Here is a 23,209-nt window from a genome sequence, read left to right on the forward strand (position 1 = left end):
GTATTGACATTGCCATTATCAATGAGCAAGGCATTACCGGTAGCGACTTTCATTTCACTGTGGAAGGCAAATACGATTTCATGATAACCGTCCTATCCTGCAGAGAAAATAAATCTAAAAGCCCTCCAGCATTGTTCTATGCTAAAAAATACTATGCGAGCAATTTGGACAGGGGCAATAGGCTTTGGTTTGGTCAATATCCCAATTAAAATCTTTAGTGCGATTCAAAGCAGCCAGTTGGATCTCGATATGTTGGACCGGAAAGACCTATCTAACATTCGCTTTAAGCGGGTTAATGACAAGACCGGCAAGGAAGTCGTGTGGGAGAATATCGTGAAAGGCTACTTTTTAAAAGATAAATACGTGGTGCTGGAGGAAGCCGATTTTGAGGAGGCGATGCCCGAGAAAAACAAGATGATCAACCTGCAGACCTTTGTGAAGGAACGGGACATCGATAGCATCTATTTCGACACGCCCTATTATTTGGAGCCGCAGAAAGGTGGCGAAAAGGCCTACTCCCTCCTCTATAAATCCTTGGAGAAAACCGGTCATGTGGGGTTGAGCACCTTTGTGATGCGTACCACGGAAAATCTGGCCATCGTGCGCCCCTACGAAGGGATGCTGCTGTTAAACAAGCTAAGGTTTGAAGAAGAAATCCGTAAAAACGACGACCTGAAGATACCAAGCAGCCGCATCGCGAAAGCGGAAATGGATATGGCCGTGAAGCTGATCAAGCAGAACAGCTCCGACTTTGATATCTCAGGCTACCGGAACATGTACAGCAAGGAGCTGCTCAAGATTATCAAGAAAAAAGCACAAGGCAAACGGGCAACTATCCGCAAGATCAATGTGGACAACGAACATACCAAGGCCTCGGAGTTGCTCGCGAAACTAAAAGCCAGTCTCGGTTAGAACGCAGAAATGGCCTTCTTAAGATCAATGGGTTCATCGAAAATCGTTGCCCAAGGATCTTTTTGCGCCGCGATACGCTCAAGCAGCGTTTCCATGGTAAAGCGCTGTATGGTCAGTTCGTCATTTACCTCCGACCAGTCTAGCGGCGTAGAGACCGTAGCCAGGGGCTTCGGCCGCACCGAATAGGGAGCGACAACCGTTTGGGCGCGCTTATTCTGCATATAGTCCAAGTAAACCTTGTTTTTCCGCTTACTGGGCGAACGCTCCAAGCTGCTTTCCTTTTTATGCTGTTCATGTACCAGCTCGGCCAGCATTTGTATAAAATCGCGCACCACATCAAACGTATATTGCTGCCCTACATAAATATAAATATGCAGTCCGGTTGATCCGGAAGTCTTCACATAACTGCGGACATTGGCCGCCTCTAAGATATCATGTGCCGTATTTGCGATGGCCAGCACCGTCTTAAAATCTACACCATTGGGATCCAGGTCCAATACCCCGAAAACCGGCCTATCCTGCTTGCGGTAGGTAGCCAGCCAAGGATTAATCTCTATAGAGCCCATATTGGCAATCCAGAGCAAGGTAGGCAGATCATTACAGAGCAGATAATTTACCGTATCGCCGGTGGATTCCGACTCCAGCTCCACGGTCTTCAACCAGCTAGGCCCCAGCTTCTTATCCAGATCTTTTTGAAAAAAACTGGCCTCCTCAATGCCATTTGGAAAGCGATTGAGGGATATGGGCTTATCCTTCAGGTAGGGCAACATCAACTCGCCTACCTGCTCGTAGTAATGCAGCAAATCGCCTTTTCGAATCTTGTCTTTGGGCCAATACAGTTTCTGCTGGTTCGTAAGCTTCAAGACCTTTCGTCCGAAGCGTATTTCCCGTTCGTTGGACATCGCTTGCACGGCCTCCACCTTGACAATATCGGCGACGTCTTTATCTGTACGCAAGGCCTTAAAAACAGGATGCCGCAGGTGCCCATCGCCTGTCCATTCGGCGTAGTCGATTTCGGCAATCAGCTTGGGCTTGACCCAAGTTACCTTCTTTTCGTTCGCTACCTTTACCGTAGCCGGAAAAGGTTTCTTTTTTACGAGCAGTCGTTGCAGCTTGGCATGCAGGTCCTGCAGCAGTTCGTCCGTAAAGCCCGTTCCGACGTTGCCGATATACTGCAAGGTTTTATCCGCGCCCCACACCGCCAACACCAAGGCACCAAAGCCGATGCGGCTGCCATTCGGCGCGGTAAAACCGACGATAATGGCCTCTTGGGATTGCTGGATTTTTAGCTTGCGCCATGCATCCGAACGCTTGCCCGAATGATAGCGGCTGCCGGCCTCCTTGGCCATTACCCCTTCCCAATTGTGCTTCTTGGCTTTCTGCAGGGCATCTCCCTTCAATTCGGGAACAAGCTTAATCTGCGGCGCGGAGATCTTGGCAAAAAGCCTGCGCAGGAGATCGCGACGCTCCAGCAGGGGAAAGTCCCGAAGATCATTGTCATCGAGCATTAGGAGATCAAAGACATAGTAAACCAGCTTGTAGCGGGCAGGCAGCGGTTCGCCCTGCTGCAACAGCTGGAAATTGGCCTTGCCCTTGGCGTCCTCTGCCACGATCTCTCCATCTAAAATCAAGGTTCTGTCGAGCCCTTGCAGGCCCTCCTGTATGGACGGAAATTGCTCATTGAAATTTATGCCGTTGCGCGAGACGAGCGATACCTTGCTGTTGCTGATCTCGGCCAAGGCGCGAAAGCCATCGAACTTCTGCTCATAGATCCAATCGCCATCATCGGGAACAGCCTTAGACAGCACCGCCAACATCGGATCCAATAGGGTCGCCGACCCCTTCTTTTCGTTTTTCTTTTTATCCTGTTCTGCTGTTTTACCAGAAGCCGCCTTCGTGTTAGCTTTTCCCTGCTGTTTCCGGAACGAGCGTCCTGCTTCCTTCACCTTTGCGCTTACTTCATCTTCGGCATCGTAGGCCTCATCGACGGCGTAGCGGTCCTTATGCTTGATCAGCAGCCAGGCATTATCCTCCTGCGGATTCTTGATGCGCACCAAAGCAAACTCGCCCTTGAGCTTTTTGCCATGCAGCACGATCTTGATACTCCCTTGCTTTAAGTCCTCCAGCAGATCCTGCTCGGTATGTACATTATCTACAGCGGTATAATATCCCGAATCGAAAATGGATACGGTACCGAAGCCATAATTTCCTTTAGGAATTTCGCCTTCAAAGGTACGGTAGCTAAGCGGATGGTCTTCCACCATCACGGCCAGCCGTTTGTCGTCGGGGTATAAGGATGGCCCCTTGGGCACCGCCCAACTCTTCAGCACGCCGTCCATTTCCAGTCGGAAGTCGTAATGCAGGCGCGAGGCATGATGCCGCTGCACCACAAAACGCAGTTTCTTGCTTTTGCGGGCAGCAGCACCTTTTGGTTCCGCTGTCTTATCGAAATCTCGCTTTTTGTTGTATGCTTCTAGGGCTGCCATAGCCTAATAACAAGCGTATGCCTACAATGGTTCTTGTGGATGAGTGGTTGTTTCGCTTAAAATAAAGGATAGCTTAGCGAAGTGCGGAAGACTCGGCTGGGATGCCGATTTGTATAAGAAAAGGAGAACGCATGGTTTAAATAATTAAGATAATGACTTGAATCACTTTTATTTAGATCCAAAATATTTAGGTTTGAACTATTGTGTAGCCCCTCCCAAGGGCACAACTTCATAAGCAAAGCTCTCCATTCAAACGTGGAGAGCTAATGGAGGGTGGGTTTGACCAATTCGATCGGCACCAACCGCGCGCTAGGTAATATAAAACTCATCTCCACTTAATTATCAATTCATTTGTGAACCTTAGTTTTGCCGCAACATGAGACGCATAATTTCCCCAAATGAACGTAGCATTGACCTCCAGAACTTGTCCCTATTACAAGCCAGTGAATCCGAGGCCAATCTTTTCTTAAATCAACTGTTCGAAAAATATTGGAAAGCACTGTATCAGTTTTCCTTCAATCTACTGCAGGACGGCGATGAAGCGCAAGACACTGTACAGGAACTATTTATAAACCTTTGGGATCGCCGGCATCATATTGATATACAGACCTCATTGGAGGCCTATCTGTTCAGTTCGGTGCGTTATAAATCGTTAACGAAGCTGCAAGCCAAGTTAAGCAACGCCAAAAGAGATATTCCGTTAGAAAGCTTAGTTGTGGAAAGTTTTCAAGAGGCGGTAGACCCCAGTCTGTTAAAAGAACTTCAAGAAGAAATAGCACTACAAATCAGCAAACTACCTGCGCGTATGCAACAAGTGATCCGGATGCGTACTATGGACTGCATGAGCATTTCGGAAATAGCGAAAAATCTTCATATTTCCGAGGATACCGTCAAAAACCATTTGGCCGCTGCACGAAAGAAACTCCGTATACAGCTTGGTGACGCCGCCTATCTATTGCTGCTCGGCAGCGTGGGTTACCTGCAATAGCGCAGGTGTTATTCTTAACAAACTGTTAACTGTTTGATAATGCACTTGACTAGCCCCTAAGCCTGTTTTTTTAGACATATAAGTAAAGTACAACACTTATATGCAGATACAACACATCAAGAAACTTATACAAAATTACCTTGCGAAGAAAACAACAAAGCAGGAAGACCAAGCATTAGCGCAATGGTTCTCCGCCTTGGAGGAAAAGCCGCTTCCGCATGATACAAAGCAGCTAAGCGAAATTGAAAAATCGCTATGGTCTAACATCCAAGGAGCGACAAATAGTACAGATCCCGTAAAACACAAAAGCGTATGGTTTTGGCCGGCCATTGCCAGCACGGCCGCGCTATTGCTTTTTACTATAGGTCTCTCCTACTACTTTATAAATTCACCGAAAACCTATACAACCGCCTATGGCGAGACAAAAAATATAGCGCTGCCCGATGGCTCCACGGTGTCGCTCGGTGAAAACAGCCGCTTGGTTGTTTCCAATGACTTCGCAGCATCTGCAAAAAGAAAAGTGCAACTATACGATGGTCAGGCATTCTTTCAGGTAGCGAAAGACGCAAGCAGACCGTTCGTCGTAGCGGGTGAAAACATGCAGACCGAAGTATTGGGTACTTCATTCCATATTCATGCAAAAAAAGGCGCGTCGGCTTGGCGCATCTTCGTAAAAACGGGTAAGGTACGCGTGTTTGACCGGCGTGATTCTACCAAGAAATTCACCTTAATGGCTCAGGAGTCACTGCTGTATGCACAGCACGACCGATCGTTTAAGCTCCGGAAGGACAACGATCAGCAGCAGTACCTTACATTCAACGAAAACAATCTTCTTGAAGTCGCTAAAGAGCTAGAAAAGCACTTTGCGCTACGCATCACGATAGAAGCTGGGCTAGAAAATGATCATCATTTCTCGGGAGAATTTAAAGCTACGGAATCGATGTCTGAAATTCTAGAAATCATCTGTATTGCGACAGGAACGCAATACAGCCTTCAAGGAAATGAAGTAACGATAAGCTCGATCAAGAAATAATCACATACATAAACAATTGGCAACTGAACACCGGATAGCGCGCAAAACTAAATAGGTCTGGTAAAGGAAACCAAAACTCAACAAACAGTACAGAAAAGAAAACCATGAAAAGTTACCTATTACTACTTACCGGAGCCTGTCTTTGGACCGGAACAACAGCTCACGGTAAGTTATTGCCTAGTACAGCTATTTATGCTATGCAGGCCAAAGAAAGTTCACTACTGCGTTCACTAGAGCATGTTGCCAAAGCGGCAGGAAAACGACTGGTCTACGACAAGGAAATTCTTAACGGTAAAACAGCAAGGCCTTATCGCGCCAACCAGTCGTTGGATGTCATACTTACCGATCTGCTAGCCGGGACTGGCGTAGGATTTCAGATCAAAGGCGAAATCATCGTGCTGCACGTCGCAAAGGATAACCCTAACAACAGTTCCCGCCAGCTAAGCAGCAACCAACAGGAAGTAACCCTACGTGGAACGGTTAAGGATGAACTAACCGGACAACCAGTAGCCGGAGCAACGATCTTGCTGCTAGGCAGCAACCGCTCGGCACAGACCGGCGTCGATGGACAGTTTAGCCTGCGCGGCAAGGACGGCGAGTTCTTGAAACTTCGCATCAGTTTTATGGGCTACAAGACAAAAGATGTGAGCATAGCCGCCGGTGCTGCACATGAATCTCTAGCCATTAACCTCGCCCAAGATCTTTTTGGCTTGGACGAAGTCGTTGTTACCGGCCAAGGCCTGGACATCAACAAAAGACGCCTCTCCACCAACGTAGCCAGTATCAGCGGCGCGGAACTGGAAAAGGTTCCCGCCACGCGCTTCGATCAGCTGTTGCAATCAAAATTACCCAATGCACAAATCCGCCTCACGGGCGGACAGTCGGGGGCAACATCATTGATTCGCGCACGTGGTGTGGTTTCGGCATTTATGAACTCTACGCCTGTCATCTACATCGACGGCGTTCGGATGGATAACCTGAATACCGCTTCGACCATTGGTGGCGGCAGTGCACAGGGATCCGGCGTGAGCGCATTAGCGGATATTCCTATTGACAACATCGAGCGTGTAGAATATGTAAACGGTGGTGCAGCCACCACCCTTTACGGATCGGACGCCGCCAATGGGGTCATCCAGATCTTCACAAAAAAAGGCGGTGCTGACCGCACCAGTGTCTCCGCAGAGGCTACGGTTGGGGCAGAACGCGCCACGACAGATTTCCTGCACTTCGACCGTACAAAAGAACTGCTTTTTGAACCCGGGCTTTTCCAGCGCTACAATGTAGCGGTAAACGGAAACAGTGGGAAAGTAGGCTACAGCGTTACCGGAGCATACCTCAATAGTTCGGGCGTACAAATATTTAAGCAAAATCAAAACAAGCGATTCGACCTTCGTACAGGCTTTAAGGCCGAGCTGCATGATAAGGTGTCCTACGAGAGTAGCTTTTCCTTTGTGAACAACAGCTACAAGCGTACGCGTAACGGTAACCAAGGCGGTTATACCGGTCTTTGGTATGCGGAAAGTGGAGCCTCGGCCGTGACCGGGCCAAACCCGCGCTTCAACCCGCGTATCGACGAGCTTTCTGACGAGGAATTTGCCAATATGAAAACATTTGTCCATACCGCTGAACGGCTGCAGGACAATGATATCATCGTGAACCGATTCCAAACAGCGCAAACCTTCCAGTACAGGCCCACACACAATATCAATGTGAAAGCTGTTGGCGGTATAGACTACCGCGTTGTACGCAACCAAACGATACAGACCAACGAATACCTAACGCACACCACGGGCAACCTGAGTACCGATCGCGGCAGCATCAACAGTGGCGAACGTAAATTTTGGGGGCTTACCCTCGAGCTAAACGCGCAACATAAAGCGGAAATCGGCGACTTTTCCGCCGTGACTACTGTAGGCGGACAGCTCTTCCGAAACGAAGATCGGCAGGTAGCCTACAATGGCACCAATGTGCGTGATGGCGCAAGGACTATCGCCGATGCCATTGTGACCAGTAGCAACAGCTTTGTGGATGAAGTCGTTAATTACGGTGTATATGTGCAAACGAATCTCGGCTGGCAAAACAAGCTATTTCTCGATCTAGGTTTACGTGGCGATGGAAATAGTGCTTTCGGTAAGGACATCGGCGTACAGTACTACCCAAAAGTAGGATTCTCCTATATTCCATCAGCAGAAAGCTGGTGGGCAGATCATCTGAGCTTTTTGCCATCCGCCAAGTTGCGCGGTAACTACGGACTTGCCGGAAATTTCCCACCTTCCTTCCAAAACTTACGCACGGTAAGCTTTGGTGGATATTTGGGTGACCAAGCGGGTTCATTTGGTATGCCGGGGGTAGACCTGCGCCCAGAAAAGACCAGTACCTTTGAAGCGGGCCTCGACCTCGGCTTTTGGAAAGATCGCCTCACACTTTCAGCAGGCATGTACCATGCGACAACAAACGATGCACTCTTTTCCGTACCTGCTGCTCCATCAACCGCAGAAGCGGAAGCCCTACGCAATGTCGGGAAAATCCTAAACCGTGGATTGGAATTCTCGACGCAGATTATGGCCATCCAAAAAGAACATACCTCCTTAAAATTCAACCTCGCGGTCAACACCCTATACAACACGGTACTCTCCTCTAATGGTGCTGCTCCCTTCAACATAGCTGGATTTAGTGAGCGTACCATACAGACCGTCGTACAAGAAGGTTACCCGATCGGATTTATCCGCGGTGCCTATGGCGAATTTGGTGAAGACGGTGTCCTTGCCACGACCACGCCGCTACAGTATCTAGGTACCACCATTCCGGATCTTTTTGGAAGCATGGGCGTCAATTTTCAATGGAAGGGACTGAATGTATTTGCCAATGCCGACTACCAAGAAGGTGCTTACGCAAACAATTGGGACAGCCAATTTCGCTACAACTATGGTGCTGGCGATGAAGGTATTCCGCAAGGCGAGATCGATTCGGAATTTGGACGTACACGCTGGTTGCAATTTACGAACATGTTTATTGAAAAAACGGACTACATCAAGATTCGTACAATTGGTGCGAGCTATACCTTACCGAGCCATGCCATCAAATCCTTTGCAAAAAGCCTCGTGATCAGCGGCTCGGTCATGAACCCGTTCAACTTTGCCACATCCTCCTTTGATCCAGAAGCCACCATCAGTGGTGCCGCTAAAGGGCAAGGGCGCGCAACGACAGGAGGTATCTCCTACGCGACCTACTCGGCTCCTCGTCAATTTTTAGTATCTGTAAAAATGTCTCTCTAATCTGCTAAACACCATGAAAATAACATATCTATCCTATTGCATATTGGCTGGCGCTACCCTGCTGTTCAACGCTTGTGAGCTCACCGAAGTTACCAACCCCTATGTCACCGAAGATCGCTTTGTCGAAGGCTCACAATCCAAAGATATTTGGTTGGACGGCGTACGTCGGCAGGCCAGCTTAACCGTCGGTACCGTTGTCGAATTCACGGAACTGGTATCTGACAACTACTTTAACAACTATACGCAAAGTAGCAAGGTATTTGACAATCCGGAGCTCAATTACTTCGACAGAGACGTCACCAATATCCAAGCGACCATTCATAAATTAATGGAGATGAGTGCATTTGGGTTAAACAGATTCACCTACGATCAGACGCCAGAAGAAGCTGCAAAGAAAGCAGAACTACTATTCTTTAAAGCCTATGCGCATATTTTAGGCGCCGAATTGTATGTTGGCATCCCTACCAGCACACTTGGCGTAGTGGAAACCCCCAGCGAGCTTTTTACCAAAGCAATCGCGCTACTTAGCGAAGCCGCTACCCTGTATAACACGCAGGCAGATAAGGAAGCCTGTACCTTGCTGATGGCGCGCTGCCATTATGGTATGGGGCATGTAGAGGAAGCCTCGGCCCTAGCACGGCAGATCATAGCTTCGCCACTGATGCTCCGCCAAGTGAAATATGGCACGCAGAGCGGTCCATCCAATAACTTTCAAAGTGCGATTTTCTCCAGCACAACCAATTCTTTTGCCCCATTGCCTCGTTTGGACTTCCTAGATCCGAAATACTTTCACCAAACGAGCACTATTTTCGATGACGAGAAGCCCATTGCGATCGCAAAAGCGGAAGAAGCCTACCTAATCCTCGCTGAAGCCTTGGTTGCGCAGCAAAACATTCCAGCAGCTAAACAGATGTTAAAGGATCTGCTGAGCAATACCGTGAGCAAGCGCCCCGTCGTTCAGCTCAACGATAGCAGGGAAACACGCAACGGTGGAAACCGGAGAGATTATCCGTTGACCGCCGTGCAGGTGAAATTTGATGCGGCATCGCCGGCAAAATCAGGACTGGTGCTTGATAGAAAACAGGGCAATATTGCCGCATACAGCGTATCGGGCACACAGGTGACGGCAGTCATGATCGACGCCGTGGCAACCGAAGATGATGCGCTATACCTGATCTACCTTATGCGCCAAGAGATATTCATCGCTGAAGGGCGCCGCATGACGGACCTAGGCATGCGTTTTCCGGTATCACAACGCGAACAACTAAACAACGCCAACGTGACGGACGCACATATACAAGCAATAATCCCAGATTTTATACCCTTAAATAGAGGTTTGGACGATTTCACCTACGACACGGGCAGTGCCGTGGTAACCATGGCCTATGACATGAATAAAGTATTGGTAGCAAATAAAACATCGGCATACATCATGCCCTTTAAAAATTAAGTGAACAAACCATGAAAAACAAAATCAAATACGTACTGAGTAGCGCTCTCCTATCTCTTTCCGCTGCTGCAGGCGCACAGGAAATGGCTAGAGGAACGGTATTTCTAGATTCAAATGGCAATGGTAAATTGGATAGAAAAGAAAGCGGTATCCCCAATGTAGCGGTCAGCAACGGTGTCGACGTGATACTGACCAATTCCCAAGGTAAATATGAACTACCTGTAGCAGATGACAATATTATCTTTGTTATCAAGCCCAGTGGGTATAGCGTGGCCTTAGACGAGCATCAGCTCGCCAAATCGTACTATATCCATAAACCCAAAGGTTCACCGGCAGACCTGCAATACCCCGGCGTTTCGCCAACAGGCCCCTTGCCCCAGTCTATAGACTTTGCTTTAAACAAGGCTACAGAAAAAGACAGCTTTCGGATGCTTGTTTTCGGCGACCCACAAGCCTACACCGCACAGGAGATGACATTTTTTAACCGTGCCATTGTCGACGAAGTTGTCGGGATAAAAGGCGTAGCTTTTGGCTTAAGTTTAGGCGACCTCGTTGGTGATGACCTTAGTCTCCATCCTTCATATAAAGCAGCTATAGCCCGCATAGGATTACCATGGTACAACCTGAAAGGCAACCACGATATGAACTATAACGTGGCGGCGGACAGCTTATCGGATGAAACTTTCGAAAAGAATTTCGGTCCGGCAAACTATTCCTTCAACTACGGTAATGTGCATTTTATCGTCTTGGACAATGTACGTTACCCAAATCCACGTAAGGGTAATGGCTATCTAGGCGGCTTCCGTAAAGAGCAGCTCGACTTTGTGGAGAATGACCTGAAACATGTCGATACATCAACGTTGGTTGTTTTGGCCTTTCATATACCCTTAGACCACCGCAATGGCGATACCTTCCGGCCTGAGGATAGACAGCGTTTGTTTGACCTGCTAAAGGAATACCCCCATACACTGTCTCTTTCCGCACATATGCATACGCAGACGCAGCATTTCTACGACGCCAAGGAGGGCTGGAAACAGGCAAAAGCGCATCATGAATACAATGCTGGAACAACATCTGGCGATTGGTATTCGGGCGAACTAGACCAACGCGGCGTTCCCACAGCGACGATGCGCGACGGAACACCACATGGCTACGCATTTATCGATTTCAACAAACAGGATTACCGAATCAGCTATAAAGTTTCTGGCAAGGATTCGACCTATCAAATCAACCTGTTTCATCCAAAAGTTGTTGGTCAGGGCAAACGTACCCGAGCCGCTATCTTCGCTAACTTTTTTATGGGCCATCATGGCAATAAAGTGGAATATGCGATCGACGGAGGATCTTGGCAAAAAATGATGCCTGCTCGGACCATTGACCCCGCTTACTCGGCTATCCTATACCCTTGGGACAATCTAGAAACGCTCTTGCCGGGACGACGCCCGACGGATGCCATGGTGAGTGCACACCTTTGGCGCATTGGCTTGCCGGTAGACCTAGCTGTTGGTGAACATACGATTACCGTTCGCGCGACAGACGATTATGGCGTCGTACACCAAGCTAACAGTACATACAAAATTGAACCAACGAAGAACTACCCGGATTTAAAGTAGATTTTTTCGAAAAGATAACAATAGTAAGGCACCTCCATGATTGAGGTGCCTTGCGTTTTTACTGGAAGAAACATGTGCTTGGCGTCTTTAGATAAAGCCAAATTTGGAGTAAAAATTTTTAGCAGATTCATTAATCGGCCCTAGGATAACGGTATGGTTACCAACAACAGCACTGATGCCAATCATGCGCCTTAATGCATCAATTAACAGGATTTGTCCTAATTTGTTGTCTCGATGATTAACGTGAACAGCGAGAAGGCCGATGACCGCAACCGGAATGTCAATATACGTTACAATACCCGACAATCACAAAAATTTGGCTCAATAGGTAAAAAAATAATAACCTAATTTTGGTTATATTTGTTAAGCGGGTTTTTCAAATGCAACAAGCTTCCAATACGACGGATCTTAGAAAGATCAAATCATTACACTTTGAAAAGCTTGAAGGCTCCAATCTTCATTACTCTATAAGAGTTAATATTGGATGGAGAATCATTTTTCGCATTGGAAAAGACGGAATGGTTGAAGTTTTATATATAGAAGAACTAAACAATCATTACGGCTAATCTTAATTGTACAGCCCCAAAATGGGGCCACATTTTATACTTTAAAAAAATTTATACTTTTTAAAAATGAACAATCAGGTCTTTAATTCGGAAGGCGCTGCATTAAATGTAAAAGCATTTCATCCGGGAGAATTTCTCTTGGAGGAAATACTGGAAAGAAATCTATTAAAAAAAGATGTCGCAAAAACTTTGGGTATTATGCCACATCATCTCAGCGCTATATTTAAAGGTGATAGAAACATATCACCGAAGTTGGCCATTAAAATAGAAACCCTATTTGACATAAGTGCCGAATATTGGATGAATATGCAGACGGCTTATGATCTCTCGAAAGCACGAGAAGAACTGTTTGCAGAGGAACACTAATGTTAATAGAGCAGGATTAGTTTTGTCTTGCTCTCTATTTAAACGTTCAGACGACTAAGTTATTTCATCCGCCACACCGTATAAATACGTTTTCGCGCAACGGAAACACCTGTTTAAACATCCAAAATAAGCTATGGTACCTGTTTTGCGATAAATTTGACTTAACCTTAATACGAAGTTAGATGAACCAAAACAATTTATTTGCCGAAGATATGCCATCCGTGCCGTTGCTTGCGGTTTCTCAAGAGAAAGGTGTGCATGAAGATGTTGAACAAGATGAGCTAGCCTTGACCGTGCAGAAAAAGAAACGTGTATTCCTAGCTCTAATTTCCGTACTCATCCTATTTGTTACCGTCAATGTAGGGTATTTCCTGTATAGTCCAGATGCCTTAGCCAGCATAATGGTTAGTATCTTCTTCATGAACTTGGCCATACTAGCCGGCTTATACTTCTTCAAAAGGAAGAGAAGTGTAGCAGCGTACCGCGCTGTTATGTCCTTGGTTAAGGATGAAAATCCAACAAATTCGCGAAAAGAATAAAACTTTCAGCCAGCTTTATTGTTCTTCATCAAATTTTTTAGCATGAATAAAAGTAAACAAGATATCATTTTAATTGCGAGCGCGTTAATGATCTGCGCTACCGTCCTTGTCGTTATCCTGGGATTAATCGGGATACATGATCGCGGTGTCTTTTCCAATACCACCAGTGGAGAAACTCCTGCAGCCGCTACGCTAGCGCAAAATATGGTAATTAACGAAAACAGATAGCGAAATAGAAAAGTAGGCTGCAGCTATTGAATGGGCAACAGCATCTTAAATATTGTCCCTTGCTCATCACTCTTTTGGACAGCGATGGTGCCGCCGTGCAGGGCTATAATCTCCCGACAAAGATACAAGCCGATTCCAAATCCAGCGATAGAGCCCATTTTGCTGCTCTTGACCCGGTGGTAGCGTTCAAATATTTTTTCTTGATCGTCTGGAGCAACACCCATCCCCTGATCAGACACCAAAATCTCCAGCCAATCGCTATCCAGCATAGTATAGCGCAAATCGATGCGGGATGCTACAGGAGAATATTTCACGGCATTCCCGACCAAATTAAAGATTACTTGAGCAATTTTTTCCCGATCAGCATACAAGGCCACATCTTCCAGTGCTTCAAACACAATTTGATGGCTCTGCACGGTATGCAGTACCTCTTCTTGAAGTTCGGCAAACAGTATTTTAAGGCTAAAGGGTGATCTGTTGAGCAGCATTTTACCGGCATCCAGTCTGGAGATATTCAAGAAACCGTTGATCATGTTGGTCATATTTTCGACCTGTCGCAGGGATTTATCCAATGCATTATGTTGATTGATAGCTGATGTCGCTCCATCTGCAGCCCGTTGCATCAATTGTAGGTAAGCCTTTAACGAAGTAAGCGGTGTTTTTAGTTCGTGGCTGACCATTCCAATAAAATCATCTTTACGCTGTTCGTCTTTCTTTTGCTCGGTGATGTCCCGGAGCGTGCCGTTCAAACTTACAGCCCGCCCCGCCGTATCATAAAGAACCTGTCCACGCGCCTGCACCATCCGTTCCGCAGTATCGTTCGCCGCCTGAATGCGGTATTCCGCGGCATAGCTTCCCGTCGATTCAGGTGCCAGCGAATGCTGTATGGCATCGATAACACGTTGTCGATCCTCCTCAATGATAACCGCCAATGCTTCGGAAAGATCAATATAGCCTGCTGGCGCTAAGCCAAACCAAGTATGAAGCAGGTGGTTACCCGCAAAAAGGTTAGTCTCTGGCTCGTAGTAAAAGGTAGCCAACTGCCCCGCGTCGAGCGCTAGATTGAGCATATGCTGGTCCTTTTCATTTTTCCTTCGCGCGGTGACCTGCTCGGTAATTTCTTCCAATATGACTAAGACGCCCGTAACCTGACCATCGGCGGCAAAAATGGGTTGATAAATGGAGTTGACGATGGCCTGCCGCAATCCGCCATTGTGGGACAGGTTGACGGCAAATTCATTATTTGTTTTCCTTTTCCCGGTATTATAAACCTGATCTAACCAGTCATACACGGGCTGCCCGATGAGTTCGGGCCTTGCCTGCCTGTGCGGCAGACCAATGACATCAGCCCCTTGGCGTCCCCAGATATGTAGGATAGTCGAGTTCGCAATTTCAATAACATGCTCAGGCCCCTTGAGCATAGCAATTCCTACTGGTGCCTGCTCAATAATGGTACGCATATGCTCTCTGCTTTCTGAAAGAAGTGCGATGGAAGTCTCGAGATCGCTAGTGCTTGCAGCGCGCTCGTCCAAGGTTAGGGGAATTTCTATTTTTAAAGGTTCTTCGCCGCTTTCCGATTCGGAAATTAGCGGCTGCGTGGGCTGTTCGCAGGTCGTCGGCCGAGCGGTACATAGGATACAGGACATCCCACCGCTAGGATCGGCAATAGCTTCATACTGAAAGCTGTACCATGCAGGATCGTTGCTTGTTGCATCAAGTATAGATCGCAAAACGGAGTCCTGAGACAGGGCGCTATCTGCGTGCTGCCCGAGACGCTGCAAAAGAATAGGCAGATCGTCACAGGCCAGCTGGGGTACAGCGTCGAAAAGAGGCATTCCGATGATCGAAGCCTCTTTTCCCAAAAGTTTCAACATGCCTTGATTGGCAAATTGGACAATCAGGTTTTCTCCGAAAAATATAGCGGTAGGTGCTGTCGAAGCCTGCAGCACCTGTAAAAGAATATTATCGCTTAACAGCATGGGTTTGGTATGCATAAACATCCAAAGATATACAAATTACCATTTTTCTAGGCTACCGAGTTACGCGGAAATCTTAAGATAAAGGTACTGCCTATCCCCTCTTGGCTTTCCACGGTAATCTGTGCGCCATGCCGCGACATAATTTTCTTAACCGTAGCAAGGCCCACACCCGAACCCTCAAAGGAGTCCAAATCACCAATTCGACTGAACAGGCCAAAAATATGCTCTTGCTGCTTCGCATTAATGCCCACGCCATTATCGGTAATACGGTATACCACATGGCTTGCGTCTAACGTACCCTCTACTGAAACTATAGGGCGCGTTACTTTATGCGAATATTTAACGGCATTCTCGATTACATTTAAGAAAACCTGAAAGATCAAAATAGGATCGCCTTCTACGGGCGGGGTAGACAAAATATCCAGCTGCAAATGCTCATTAAGCTTGCTGACCAGCAAGTGTTCCCGAATATTCCATAATAAGGAAGACATCTCTACATGCTCTTTATTCACGAATTTCTGCCCCACCTTCGCGTACTCCAAGACGGTGTGTACCATTTTGGTGAGCTGCTCTGCGCTTCCTTTTATCTTTCCAGCCATGCCCTGCACGTCATTTTCGGTTGACTTTCGCTGAATAAGCTCAGCATAAGCCTTGATGGCCGTTAGTGGTGTTTTCAGATCATGCGATACGGTATGGGCGAAGGAATCCAATTCCGCATAGGCCTCCCTTAATTTTTCGTTCAGCTTTCGGAGCTCATTTACTTTCCTAGCAACAGCGTAATTGATCTCATCCCTGATTTGTATAAAAATCTGCTGCTCAGTAGTAGACCAAGGACGCGCATAACCTTTCACCTCTTGTAGCCACTGTTCAAAAGAATTTCGGGGAGATATAAAAGGCTGCGCCTTATCATCAAACTCGACGATTTTATCGGGTTTTCCAGCCCAGCGCACAACGGATGCTTTTTCCTCGCGGAAAAGGAAAAGGTAATCCTTGAGTTCAGCGCTCAGCTGGCAGGCCATAACACCAGCAAAAGAAGTGCCTGCCAAGTCGGCAAGCAAGCTATCGGAGGATACTTGATCCGTAGCAAAAATCTCTGCGGCATGCGTGGAGGCCAGTTTGCTGCTCAGCAAGGCTATTTGCTCCTCGTACGGTACATCGCCAAAGCCGTAAAGCTCGCCTTCAAAATAGAAAGCAAAACCGACGGCATCGAAGGTCTTTAACATATTGGCGCCGCAGGCCTGCACAATATCAGCGATGTTATCTGTGTTTTGGAGACTGCGCACGATTTCCATAACTGCAGCCTGAAAGCTCAAGAGCTCCTTCTGCTGGGATTCCTGCGATCGCATAGCGATGCAGGAACTTAACACCTGCCCCACCAACTTCGCCGTTTCGCGTTGCCTGTAATTGATATATCTTGGCGAATAATTATGGCAGGCAATCAATCCCCACAGTTCACCTTCTACGATAATAGAGACGCTAAAACTAGAATCCACCTTCATGTTTTTGAGGTACCGGATGTGTACCGGTGACACGGCGCGCAAGGAGCTATCGCTGAGATCAACAGGTGCTGGATCTAGACCGACAATCGATATAGGCTGCTCATGTACGTTGGCGATCAGTCGGGTATAGTTACGCTTATAAAGCTCGCGGGCTTGCTGTGGGATATCCGAGGCTGGGTAATGCAGTCCCAACCAACTCTCCAGCTCAGCTTCGCGATCTTCTGCAATGACTTCACCATGTCCATCTTGATGAAATTTATAGATCATCACCCGCTGGTAGCCTATAATATGCCGCGTCTGCTGAACCGCATTCTCCAAGATGCTCTGCAATTCATTATCGGCCAGCATATGGGATAAAGACGCACCCACTTTATTTTGTGGATCTTGAAAGAGATCGGATTGCTGAGGTTCGAAGTCCACCAAATAATTATCCGCACTTTGCGAAAGGATGACGTTAAAAAACTCACGCCCGATGCGGACTTGGTAAGGGTTCGACGGTCTGAACTCGCCGTCATGCCAGCTCAAGGATACCAGTTCAACCAAGAAATTATTAGCATGATCTTTACCCAAGGCTTTGTTCAGCAGCGTTACAGACCCACCGAGGATATCTGTATAGGAAATTCCCGTTAGGGCTTCCACATTGGCACTGCATTGATGGATAATGCCCTTTTCGTCCATGACGATCAACATGCCATGGGACTGTATAGCCCCTGGAATATGTATGGGCTCCTGACTGCACAAATCTAATAAATCGCTATTCATCTTTTTAGGGTCTGTAGGTCAAAACTACATTAATAAAATGGCTAAACCTAATGTGGTAAATATATGCTGGAAGCATTAAGAAAAGGCTTTTTTAAACTGTTTGTAATCCAAACAAATACCTAACGAATAGCGATCTTAGCAAAGCCCTGCTCGACGGTAGCAATAATATCATCCATATCGAAAGGCTTGGCTACAAAAACATCCGCCCCAGCATCCAAGGCCACTTTTCGGCCATCGATGGAGGCAGAAATACAAATAATATACAAATCTTTAAAAACGGGCTCTGCGCGAAGTTGACGAATCACCTTGTCACCGGACATGACCGGCATCCAAAGATCGATAATTAACATAGTTGCTTGATGTTCTTTCAACCGCGTGAAGATATTTTCGCTATGATATTCAACAAAGACATGTACACCTGCGCTCTCTACAATCAGGCCTAACGTATCGGCAATGTTTTCGTCGTCATCACAGATAAGGACCAAATTTTCTTCCATTCAGAAATTCATTACATTTTTGACTGTGGCAATAATAGCCTTCTTTTTCCAAGTTTCTAGGTTTGGCCACCAAAAGCCGTATATAATGGAACCAAACAAGTATTAAATCCGACTTGTAGGACGTGGCGAGTAGGCGTAAAAACAAAAAAGTCCTTATAAGTTGTTGCTGGAAATTGATTTATTACAACAAAACCCTAGCTTTGCATGGTAAAAGATCGTAGCAGTGGTAGATTTAACGCGTAGAAATAAGGTAGTTTCAAACGGTTACTTCCGTTTAGTGATGGCATCAATGTTGGTCAGCTTGTTGAGCTGTGGCTTGGGATATTCCTTGAAACACTTCACGGAATACGCCGAAGAATTTATTTTCCATCATGTACAGTCGTTTAGTTCTTTAGCATTCATAGCTTTACCCAGCGTAGGGATAACGGCGATATATTTCTTGCGTAAGTATCTGTTTAAGAACAGAAAAAACAAAGGCATTACCGAGATCTATAACACGCTGGATAAACGAAAAGACCATCTCCCATTTTTTAAGATTCCCTCGCATTTTATTAATGGATTTTTGACGGTGATTTTTGGCGGATCTACGGGTGTAGAGGTTTCAACCGTGGTATCGACTGCTACCATCGGTAATGAGCTCTATAAGAAAGGTTTTTCAGCCTCGAAATACAAAAGAGAGCTGATTTGTGCCGGCGTAACGGCGGGCGTGGCCATTCTGTTTGCAAGTCCACTAGCAGGGCTTTTATTTGCGCTGGAAGTTATCGCCAGAAAAGTCCATAAAACAATACTGTTAAGCAGCAGCGTGTCGGCAATTTGCGCTTATTTTTTTATCTGCCTTTTCGATAGTAGGCCATTTTTCGATATACCGGTTCAGGATTGGCAATGGAAAGCCGTGCCTTTTTTTATGCTTTTAAGCCTATTGTCGGGAATACTGTCGGTGTATTTCACCCTTGTCGTTATTAAGACAAAGACCTTGTTCAATAAAATTTCCAGTAATTTTACCCGTGTTAATTTGGGAGCCGTTGCCGTTGGCCTACTGATTTTCTTACTCCCCGTGCTATATGGGGACAGTTACCATGGGCTAAAGGAGATACTGCATCAACTAGTGGAACATAAAGATTATTCCATTGCCCTCTTGTTTTTATTGGTCGTTTTGAAACCTTTGGCTTCATCGCTAACGCTGGGAGCTGGTGGCGACGGCGGTGTTTTTGCACCGAGTATCGTGTCTGGAGCATTGTTGGGTCTACTTATCGCACACAGTAGTAATCTATTTTTAGGAACAAACCTCTTGTTGTTTAACTTTATGCTAATCGGTGCTGCCTGTACATTGGCCGGGTCCATATTTGCGCCACTGACCGCTATCTTCTTGGTATGTAGCCTAGCCCCCAATGGTTATGCACTCATCATTCCACTGGGCATATGCTGTTTCCTTACAAAATACTTCGCCCAATGCATCTTACCCTATAATGTCTACACCTATGAAGCTTACAAGGAGGCGTCCGCTTTAGTTCCGAAGGGCCGGTAAAAAATATCGACACATTTCCATCATTCCAATCAAAATTACTGGCATCAAATAATTCGCTTACCCAGGTGCTGCAGCTCTGTATGTATATGCAGCTTAAGATCGACGACAGCGCCTATAATAATGATGGCCGGGTGATGTATCTGCTGTTGCAGGCTCGTTATTTGTAAATCTTTGACTAGACAGCTGACCGACTTTTCGTTAGGACAAGTGGCATTTTGTATCATAGCTGCCGGTGTGTCACCTTTTCCTAAGCGCACGTAGGTGCCTGCTATTTCGGCTACTTTTCTCATTCCCATGTAGATGATAACGGTAGCGTTACTTTGCGCCGCCAAGGCCAAATCTGCCGTAAGTTCGCCATTGCTCTTTGTTCCCGTCATGATCCACACGCCTTCACTTACACCGCGATGCGTTAATGGAATATCGTTGCTTCCCGCCCCCTGCATACTACTAATACCTGGAATATATTCGGTCGCTATGCCCAATGTATTCGCATATAGGCGCTCTTCAAAACCCCGCCCAAAAATATAAGGATCACCTCCTTTGAGCCTAAGCACCGTAGCGTAATGATGGCAATAGTGGCCTATTAGGCTATTAATATCCGCTTGAGGCACATATTGACCATATGGATCTTTGCCGACATAAATCTTTTTGCAATTTTTTGGGCACAAATCTAGTATTTCTTGACTAACCAAGTTGTCAAACAGCACAATCTCAGCCCTTATTATCGTATTGTAGGCTTTTATGGTTAAAAGATCCGGGTTTCCGGGGCCACAACCTATAATAAAAAGCTTTCCAGTCATATTTAACATGATTTAAACAATGAATTTTCGATTTATTGAAACCAAATGTATAATATTTTATTATTTAAATCATATTTTATTTGATTTTATGAATTTTTTACAATTTATTTGTGATATAAATACATGAAAAAGACTAAAACACCTTAAATATGAACACAAAAAGTATAGTAATCATAGGAAACGGAATGGTGAGTCATAAATTCTGTGAAAAAATAAAATCAAAAACAGATAAATTTAAGATAACAGTATTCAATGAAGAGCCAATACGCGCTTACGACCGCGTTCATTTAACAGATTACTTTAAAAAAAAGGAAGGCGACGATTTATTTTTATCAGATTTAGCTTGGTATAACGAAAAAAATATCGATTTACATCTTAATGATCCCATTGTTAACGTAAACATTGACAAAAAGATCGTAGAATCGCAGCAAGGGGTGATCGTTGCCTACGATTATGTTATTTTCGCGACGGGTTCTGCCGCATTTGTGCCTCCTATTTCCGGCATAGATAAACAAGGTGTATTCCTTTACCGGACGATAGCGGATTTGGATCGTATTAAAGCATATGCTGGCCATGCCAGAAAAGGAGCAGTCATCGGAGGAGGCTTATTGGGATTGGAAGCGGCAAAAGCATTGGTAGATCTACAAATTAAAGATACTTCGGTGGTCGAATTTGCAGGAAGGCTGATGCCCCGACAAATTGATGATATGGCTAGCGCTACCCTACAGCGCAAATTACTATCCCTAGGCCTTAACTGCCTGTTGCAAAAGTCTACATCCGAAATTTTAGGCGAAGATCGAATAACCGGTTTGGCATTTGCCGACGGTAGCAGCATCGCGGCAGACATCCTGATTGTTTCCGCAGGGATCAAGCCTCGCGATGAGCTAGCGCAGCAAACAGGCCTGAAGATCGGCGCTCGCGGCGGCATTTTGGTTGATGAAAAAATGCGCACATCGGATCCACATATTTTTGCGATCGGCGAATGTGCGTTGTTTAACGATATGATTTATGGCTTAGTTGCTCCAGGCTATGAGATGGCCGAAATTGCGGCAGCAACAATCTGTGGAGAACAAAAAAACTTCCATGGCTTCGACATGAGCACCAAACTGAAACTTATGGGTGTTGATGTTGCTAGTTTTGGAGATCCATTTATCTGTGAACCAGATGCTCGAACCATACACCTAGAAGATAAGCACAAAGGCATCTATAAAAGACTCAATATTAGTGCGGATGGAAAAAGATTACTAGGAGGAATATTGGTGGGGGAAGCGCATAGTTACAATATGCTTTTGCAAACGGTCAACAACCATTTGCCCATCCCGGAACATCCGGAGATACTGCTTTTTAGCGAACAAGCCGTCAACGGAAAATCTACTGGAGCGGGTGTGGACACCCTGCCGGATAGTGCACTGATCTGCAGTTGCGAAGGAGTCACCAAGGCAGAGATCAGCCGCGCCGTTACCGAACAGAACTGTGAACATGTAGATGACGTCAAGAAATGTACAAAAGCTGGATCGGGTTGCGGCGGATGCGTACCGATGTTGAAGGATATCGTGACATACACAATGAAACAACAGGGGAAATACATCCGTAATACCGTATGTGAACATTTCGAATATAGCAGACAAGAGCTTTTTGATCTGATGAAGATCCACGAGTTCCGTACGTATGACGAAGTCTTGGACAGTCTGGGACATGGACATGGCTGCGAAATATGCAAGCCACTTGTATCTTCACTCCTAGCAAGCCTTTGGAATGAAATGATACTAGGCAAGGGTAATGACACTGCGCAGGACAGTAACGATCGTTTTTTGGCAAATATCCAGCGTGGAGGAACCTACTCTGTCGTGCCTAGAATTCCTGGCGGGGAAATTTTGCCGGAGAAGCTTATTGTCATTGGTCAAGTGGCGGAGAAATACAAACTTTACACCAAAATCACGGGCGGGCAGCGCATAGATATGTTTGGCGCACATCTCAATGATCTACCTTTTATTTGGGAAGAACTTATCGCAGCAGGATTTGAAAGCGGCCATGCCTATGGAAAAGCGCTACGTACCGTCAAAAGCTGCGTGGGAAGTACATGGTGTCGATTTGGCCTACATGACAGCGTTTCCTTTGCTATAAAAATTGAGGAACGCTATCGCGGGGTACGCGCGCCACATAAATTCAAATCAGCTGTCAGCGGATGTATACGCGAATGTGCCGAGGCGCAAAGCAAGGACTTCGGTATCATTGCCACCGAAAAAGGATGGAACCTTTACGTATGCGGTAATGGCGGTAGCAAGCCACAGCATGCCCTACTGTTGGCCAGCGATATAGATAGCGATACCTGCATCCGTTACCTCGATCGATTTCTGATGTTCTATATACATACCGCAGATCCACTGACACGCACAGCCACTTGGTTAAATAAGATGGATGGTGGAATCGAATACTTGCGAAATGTAGTTGTCAACGACAGTTTGGGTATGGCTGAGAAGTGGGAAAAAGAAATGCAGCGGCTAGTTGATACCTATCTGTGTGAATGGAAAGTAGCCGTACAGGATCCGAATATCCGCAAACGCTTTGTTCATTTTGTGAATGCTCCAGACGAAAAAGATGAGAACGTAAGATTTGACGAAATGCGCGGACAAAAGAAAGCCGCTGACTGGAACGCCACCGTTTTAATATAATCACCTAACTTCTATACAC

The 23,209-nt window shown here is 46.2% G+C and carries 18 protein-coding genes; 12 read left to right on the forward strand and 6 right to left on the reverse strand.

The window, feature by feature from the left end:
* Positions 1 to 153: 153 nt before the first annotated feature.
* Positions 154 to 912, forward strand: coding sequence for a non-homologous end joining protein Ku (gene ku / locus SCB77_RS22985; RefSeq protein WP_320184351.1), 759 nt, complete (start codon positions 154 to 156; stop codon positions 910 to 912).
* Here ku and ligD read toward each other — a convergent pair.
* The gene (ligD, locus tag SCB77_RS22990) at positions 909 to 3,398 is read right to left on the reverse strand and encodes a DNA ligase D (RefSeq protein WP_320184352.1); all 2,490 of its coding nucleotides are present in this window, start codon (positions 3,396 to 3,398) and stop codon (positions 909 to 911) included. The two genes, ku and ligD, sit on opposite strands and share 4 nt — an antisense overlap.
* 376 nt (positions 3,399 to 3,774) lie before the next feature.
* On the opposite strand from ligD, the gene SCB77_RS22995 reads away from it, so the two are divergent.
* From SCB77_RS22995 to SCB77_RS23015, 5 genes are all read left to right on the forward strand, one after another.
* Positions 3,775 to 4,386 (forward strand): sigma-70 family RNA polymerase sigma factor, encoded by a 612-nt coding sequence (locus tag SCB77_RS22995; RefSeq protein WP_320184353.1) that lies wholly within the window; start codon positions 3,775 to 3,777, stop codon positions 4,384 to 4,386.
* A gap of 100 nt (positions 4,387 to 4,486) precedes the next feature.
* Positions 4,487 to 5,419, forward strand: a complete 933-nt coding sequence (locus tag SCB77_RS23000) for a FecR family protein (RefSeq protein WP_320184354.1) — start codon at positions 4,487 to 4,489, stop codon at positions 5,417 to 5,419.
* A gap of 104 nt (positions 5,420 to 5,523) precedes the next feature.
* The gene (locus SCB77_RS23005; protein WP_320184355.1) at positions 5,524 to 8,694 is read left to right on the forward strand and encodes a TonB-dependent receptor domain-containing protein; all 3,171 of its coding nucleotides are present in this window, start codon (positions 5,524 to 5,526) and stop codon (positions 8,692 to 8,694) included.
* A gap of 13 nt (positions 8,695 to 8,707) precedes the next feature.
* Positions 8,708 to 10,144, forward strand: coding sequence for a RagB/SusD family nutrient uptake outer membrane protein (locus SCB77_RS23010; protein WP_320184356.1), 1,437 nt, complete (start codon positions 8,708 to 8,710; stop codon positions 10,142 to 10,144).
* A gap of 11 nt (positions 10,145 to 10,155) precedes the next feature.
* Positions 10,156 to 11,757: a calcineurin-like phosphoesterase family protein gene (locus tag SCB77_RS23015; RefSeq protein WP_320184357.1), complete on the forward strand. Its 1,602-nt coding sequence runs from the start codon at positions 10,156 to 10,158 to the stop codon at positions 11,755 to 11,757.
* Positions 11,758 to 11,844: 87 nt separating this feature from the next.
* On the opposite strand, the gene SCB77_RS23200 is transcribed toward SCB77_RS23015, so the two are convergent.
* Positions 11,845 to 12,063, reverse strand: coding sequence for a GNAT family N-acetyltransferase (locus SCB77_RS23200; RefSeq protein WP_380935534.1), 219 nt, complete (start codon positions 12,061 to 12,063; stop codon positions 11,845 to 11,847).
* Positions 12,064 to 12,137: 74 nt separating this feature from the next.
* Between SCB77_RS23200 and SCB77_RS23205 the strand changes: the two genes are divergently transcribed.
* The 4 genes from SCB77_RS23205 to SCB77_RS23030 all read left to right on the forward strand — a co-directional run bounded on the left by SCB77_RS23205 (position 12,138) and on the right by SCB77_RS23030 (position 13,456).
* Entirely contained in the window at positions 12,138 to 12,323 is a 186-nt protein-coding gene (locus SCB77_RS23205; RefSeq protein WP_380935536.1) for a type II toxin-antitoxin system RelE/ParE family toxin, read from the forward strand.
* A 66-nt stretch (positions 12,324 to 12,389) separates the two neighbouring features.
* Positions 12,390 to 12,689 (forward strand): HigA family addiction module antitoxin, encoded by a 300-nt coding sequence (locus tag SCB77_RS23020; RefSeq protein WP_320184358.1) that lies wholly within the window; start codon positions 12,390 to 12,392, stop codon positions 12,687 to 12,689.
* Positions 12,690 to 12,871: 182 nt separating this feature from the next.
* Complete coding sequence (locus SCB77_RS23025; protein ID WP_320184359.1) at positions 12,872 to 13,228, forward strand: hypothetical protein; 357 nt, start codon at positions 12,872 to 12,874, stop codon at positions 13,226 to 13,228.
* A gap of 42 nt (positions 13,229 to 13,270) precedes the next feature.
* Positions 13,271 to 13,456 carry a hypothetical protein gene (locus SCB77_RS23030; protein WP_320184360.1) on the forward strand — a complete coding sequence of 62 codons (186 nt, stop codon included), beginning with the start codon at positions 13,271 to 13,273 and terminating at the stop codon, positions 13,454 to 13,456.
* 23 nt (positions 13,457 to 13,479) lie between these two features.
* Here the strand turns inward: SCB77_RS23030 and SCB77_RS23035 are convergent, their stop codons facing one another.
* The 3 genes from SCB77_RS23035 to SCB77_RS23045 form a co-directional block, all read right to left on the reverse strand.
* On the reverse strand, positions 13,480 to 15,450 hold the full coding sequence (locus SCB77_RS23035) for an ATP-binding protein (RefSeq protein WP_320184361.1): 1,971 nt from the start codon (positions 15,448 to 15,450) through the stop codon (positions 13,480 to 13,482).
* A 32-nt stretch (positions 15,451 to 15,482) separates the two neighbouring features.
* On the reverse strand, positions 15,483 to 17,696 hold the full coding sequence (locus SCB77_RS23040) for an ATP-binding protein (RefSeq protein WP_320184362.1): 2,214 nt from the start codon (positions 17,694 to 17,696) through the stop codon (positions 15,483 to 15,485).
* A gap of 119 nt (positions 17,697 to 17,815) precedes the next feature.
* Positions 17,816 to 18,193 carry a response regulator gene (locus SCB77_RS23045; protein WP_320184363.1) on the reverse strand — a complete coding sequence of 126 codons (378 nt, stop codon included), beginning with the start codon at positions 18,191 to 18,193 and terminating at the stop codon, positions 17,816 to 17,818.
* Positions 18,194 to 18,416: 223 nt separating this feature from the next.
* Between SCB77_RS23045 and SCB77_RS23050 the strand changes: the two genes are divergently transcribed.
* A complete protein-coding gene (locus SCB77_RS23050; protein WP_320184364.1) occupies positions 18,417 to 19,718 on the forward strand; it encodes a chloride channel protein in 1,302 nt (433 codons plus the stop codon).
* A gap of 44 nt (positions 19,719 to 19,762) precedes the next feature.
* On the opposite strand, the gene cobA is transcribed toward SCB77_RS23050, so the two are convergent.
* Positions 19,763 to 20,518: a uroporphyrinogen-III C-methyltransferase gene (gene cobA, locus SCB77_RS23055; RefSeq protein ID WP_320184365.1), complete on the reverse strand. Its 756-nt coding sequence runs from the start codon at positions 20,516 to 20,518 to the stop codon at positions 19,763 to 19,765.
* Between the two features lie 149 nt (positions 20,519 to 20,667).
* Between cobA and nirB the strand changes: the two genes are divergently transcribed.
* Positions 20,668 to 23,190: a nitrite reductase large subunit NirB gene (nirB, locus tag SCB77_RS23060; RefSeq protein ID WP_320184366.1), complete on the forward strand. Its 2,523-nt coding sequence runs from the start codon at positions 20,668 to 20,670 to the stop codon at positions 23,188 to 23,190.
* Positions 23,191 to 23,209: the final 19 nt, after the last annotated feature.

The organism is Sphingobacterium bambusae (genome assembly GCF_033955345.1).
Classification (GTDB): Bacteria; Bacteroidota; Bacteroidia; order Sphingobacteriales; family Sphingobacteriaceae; genus Sphingobacterium; species Sphingobacterium bambusae.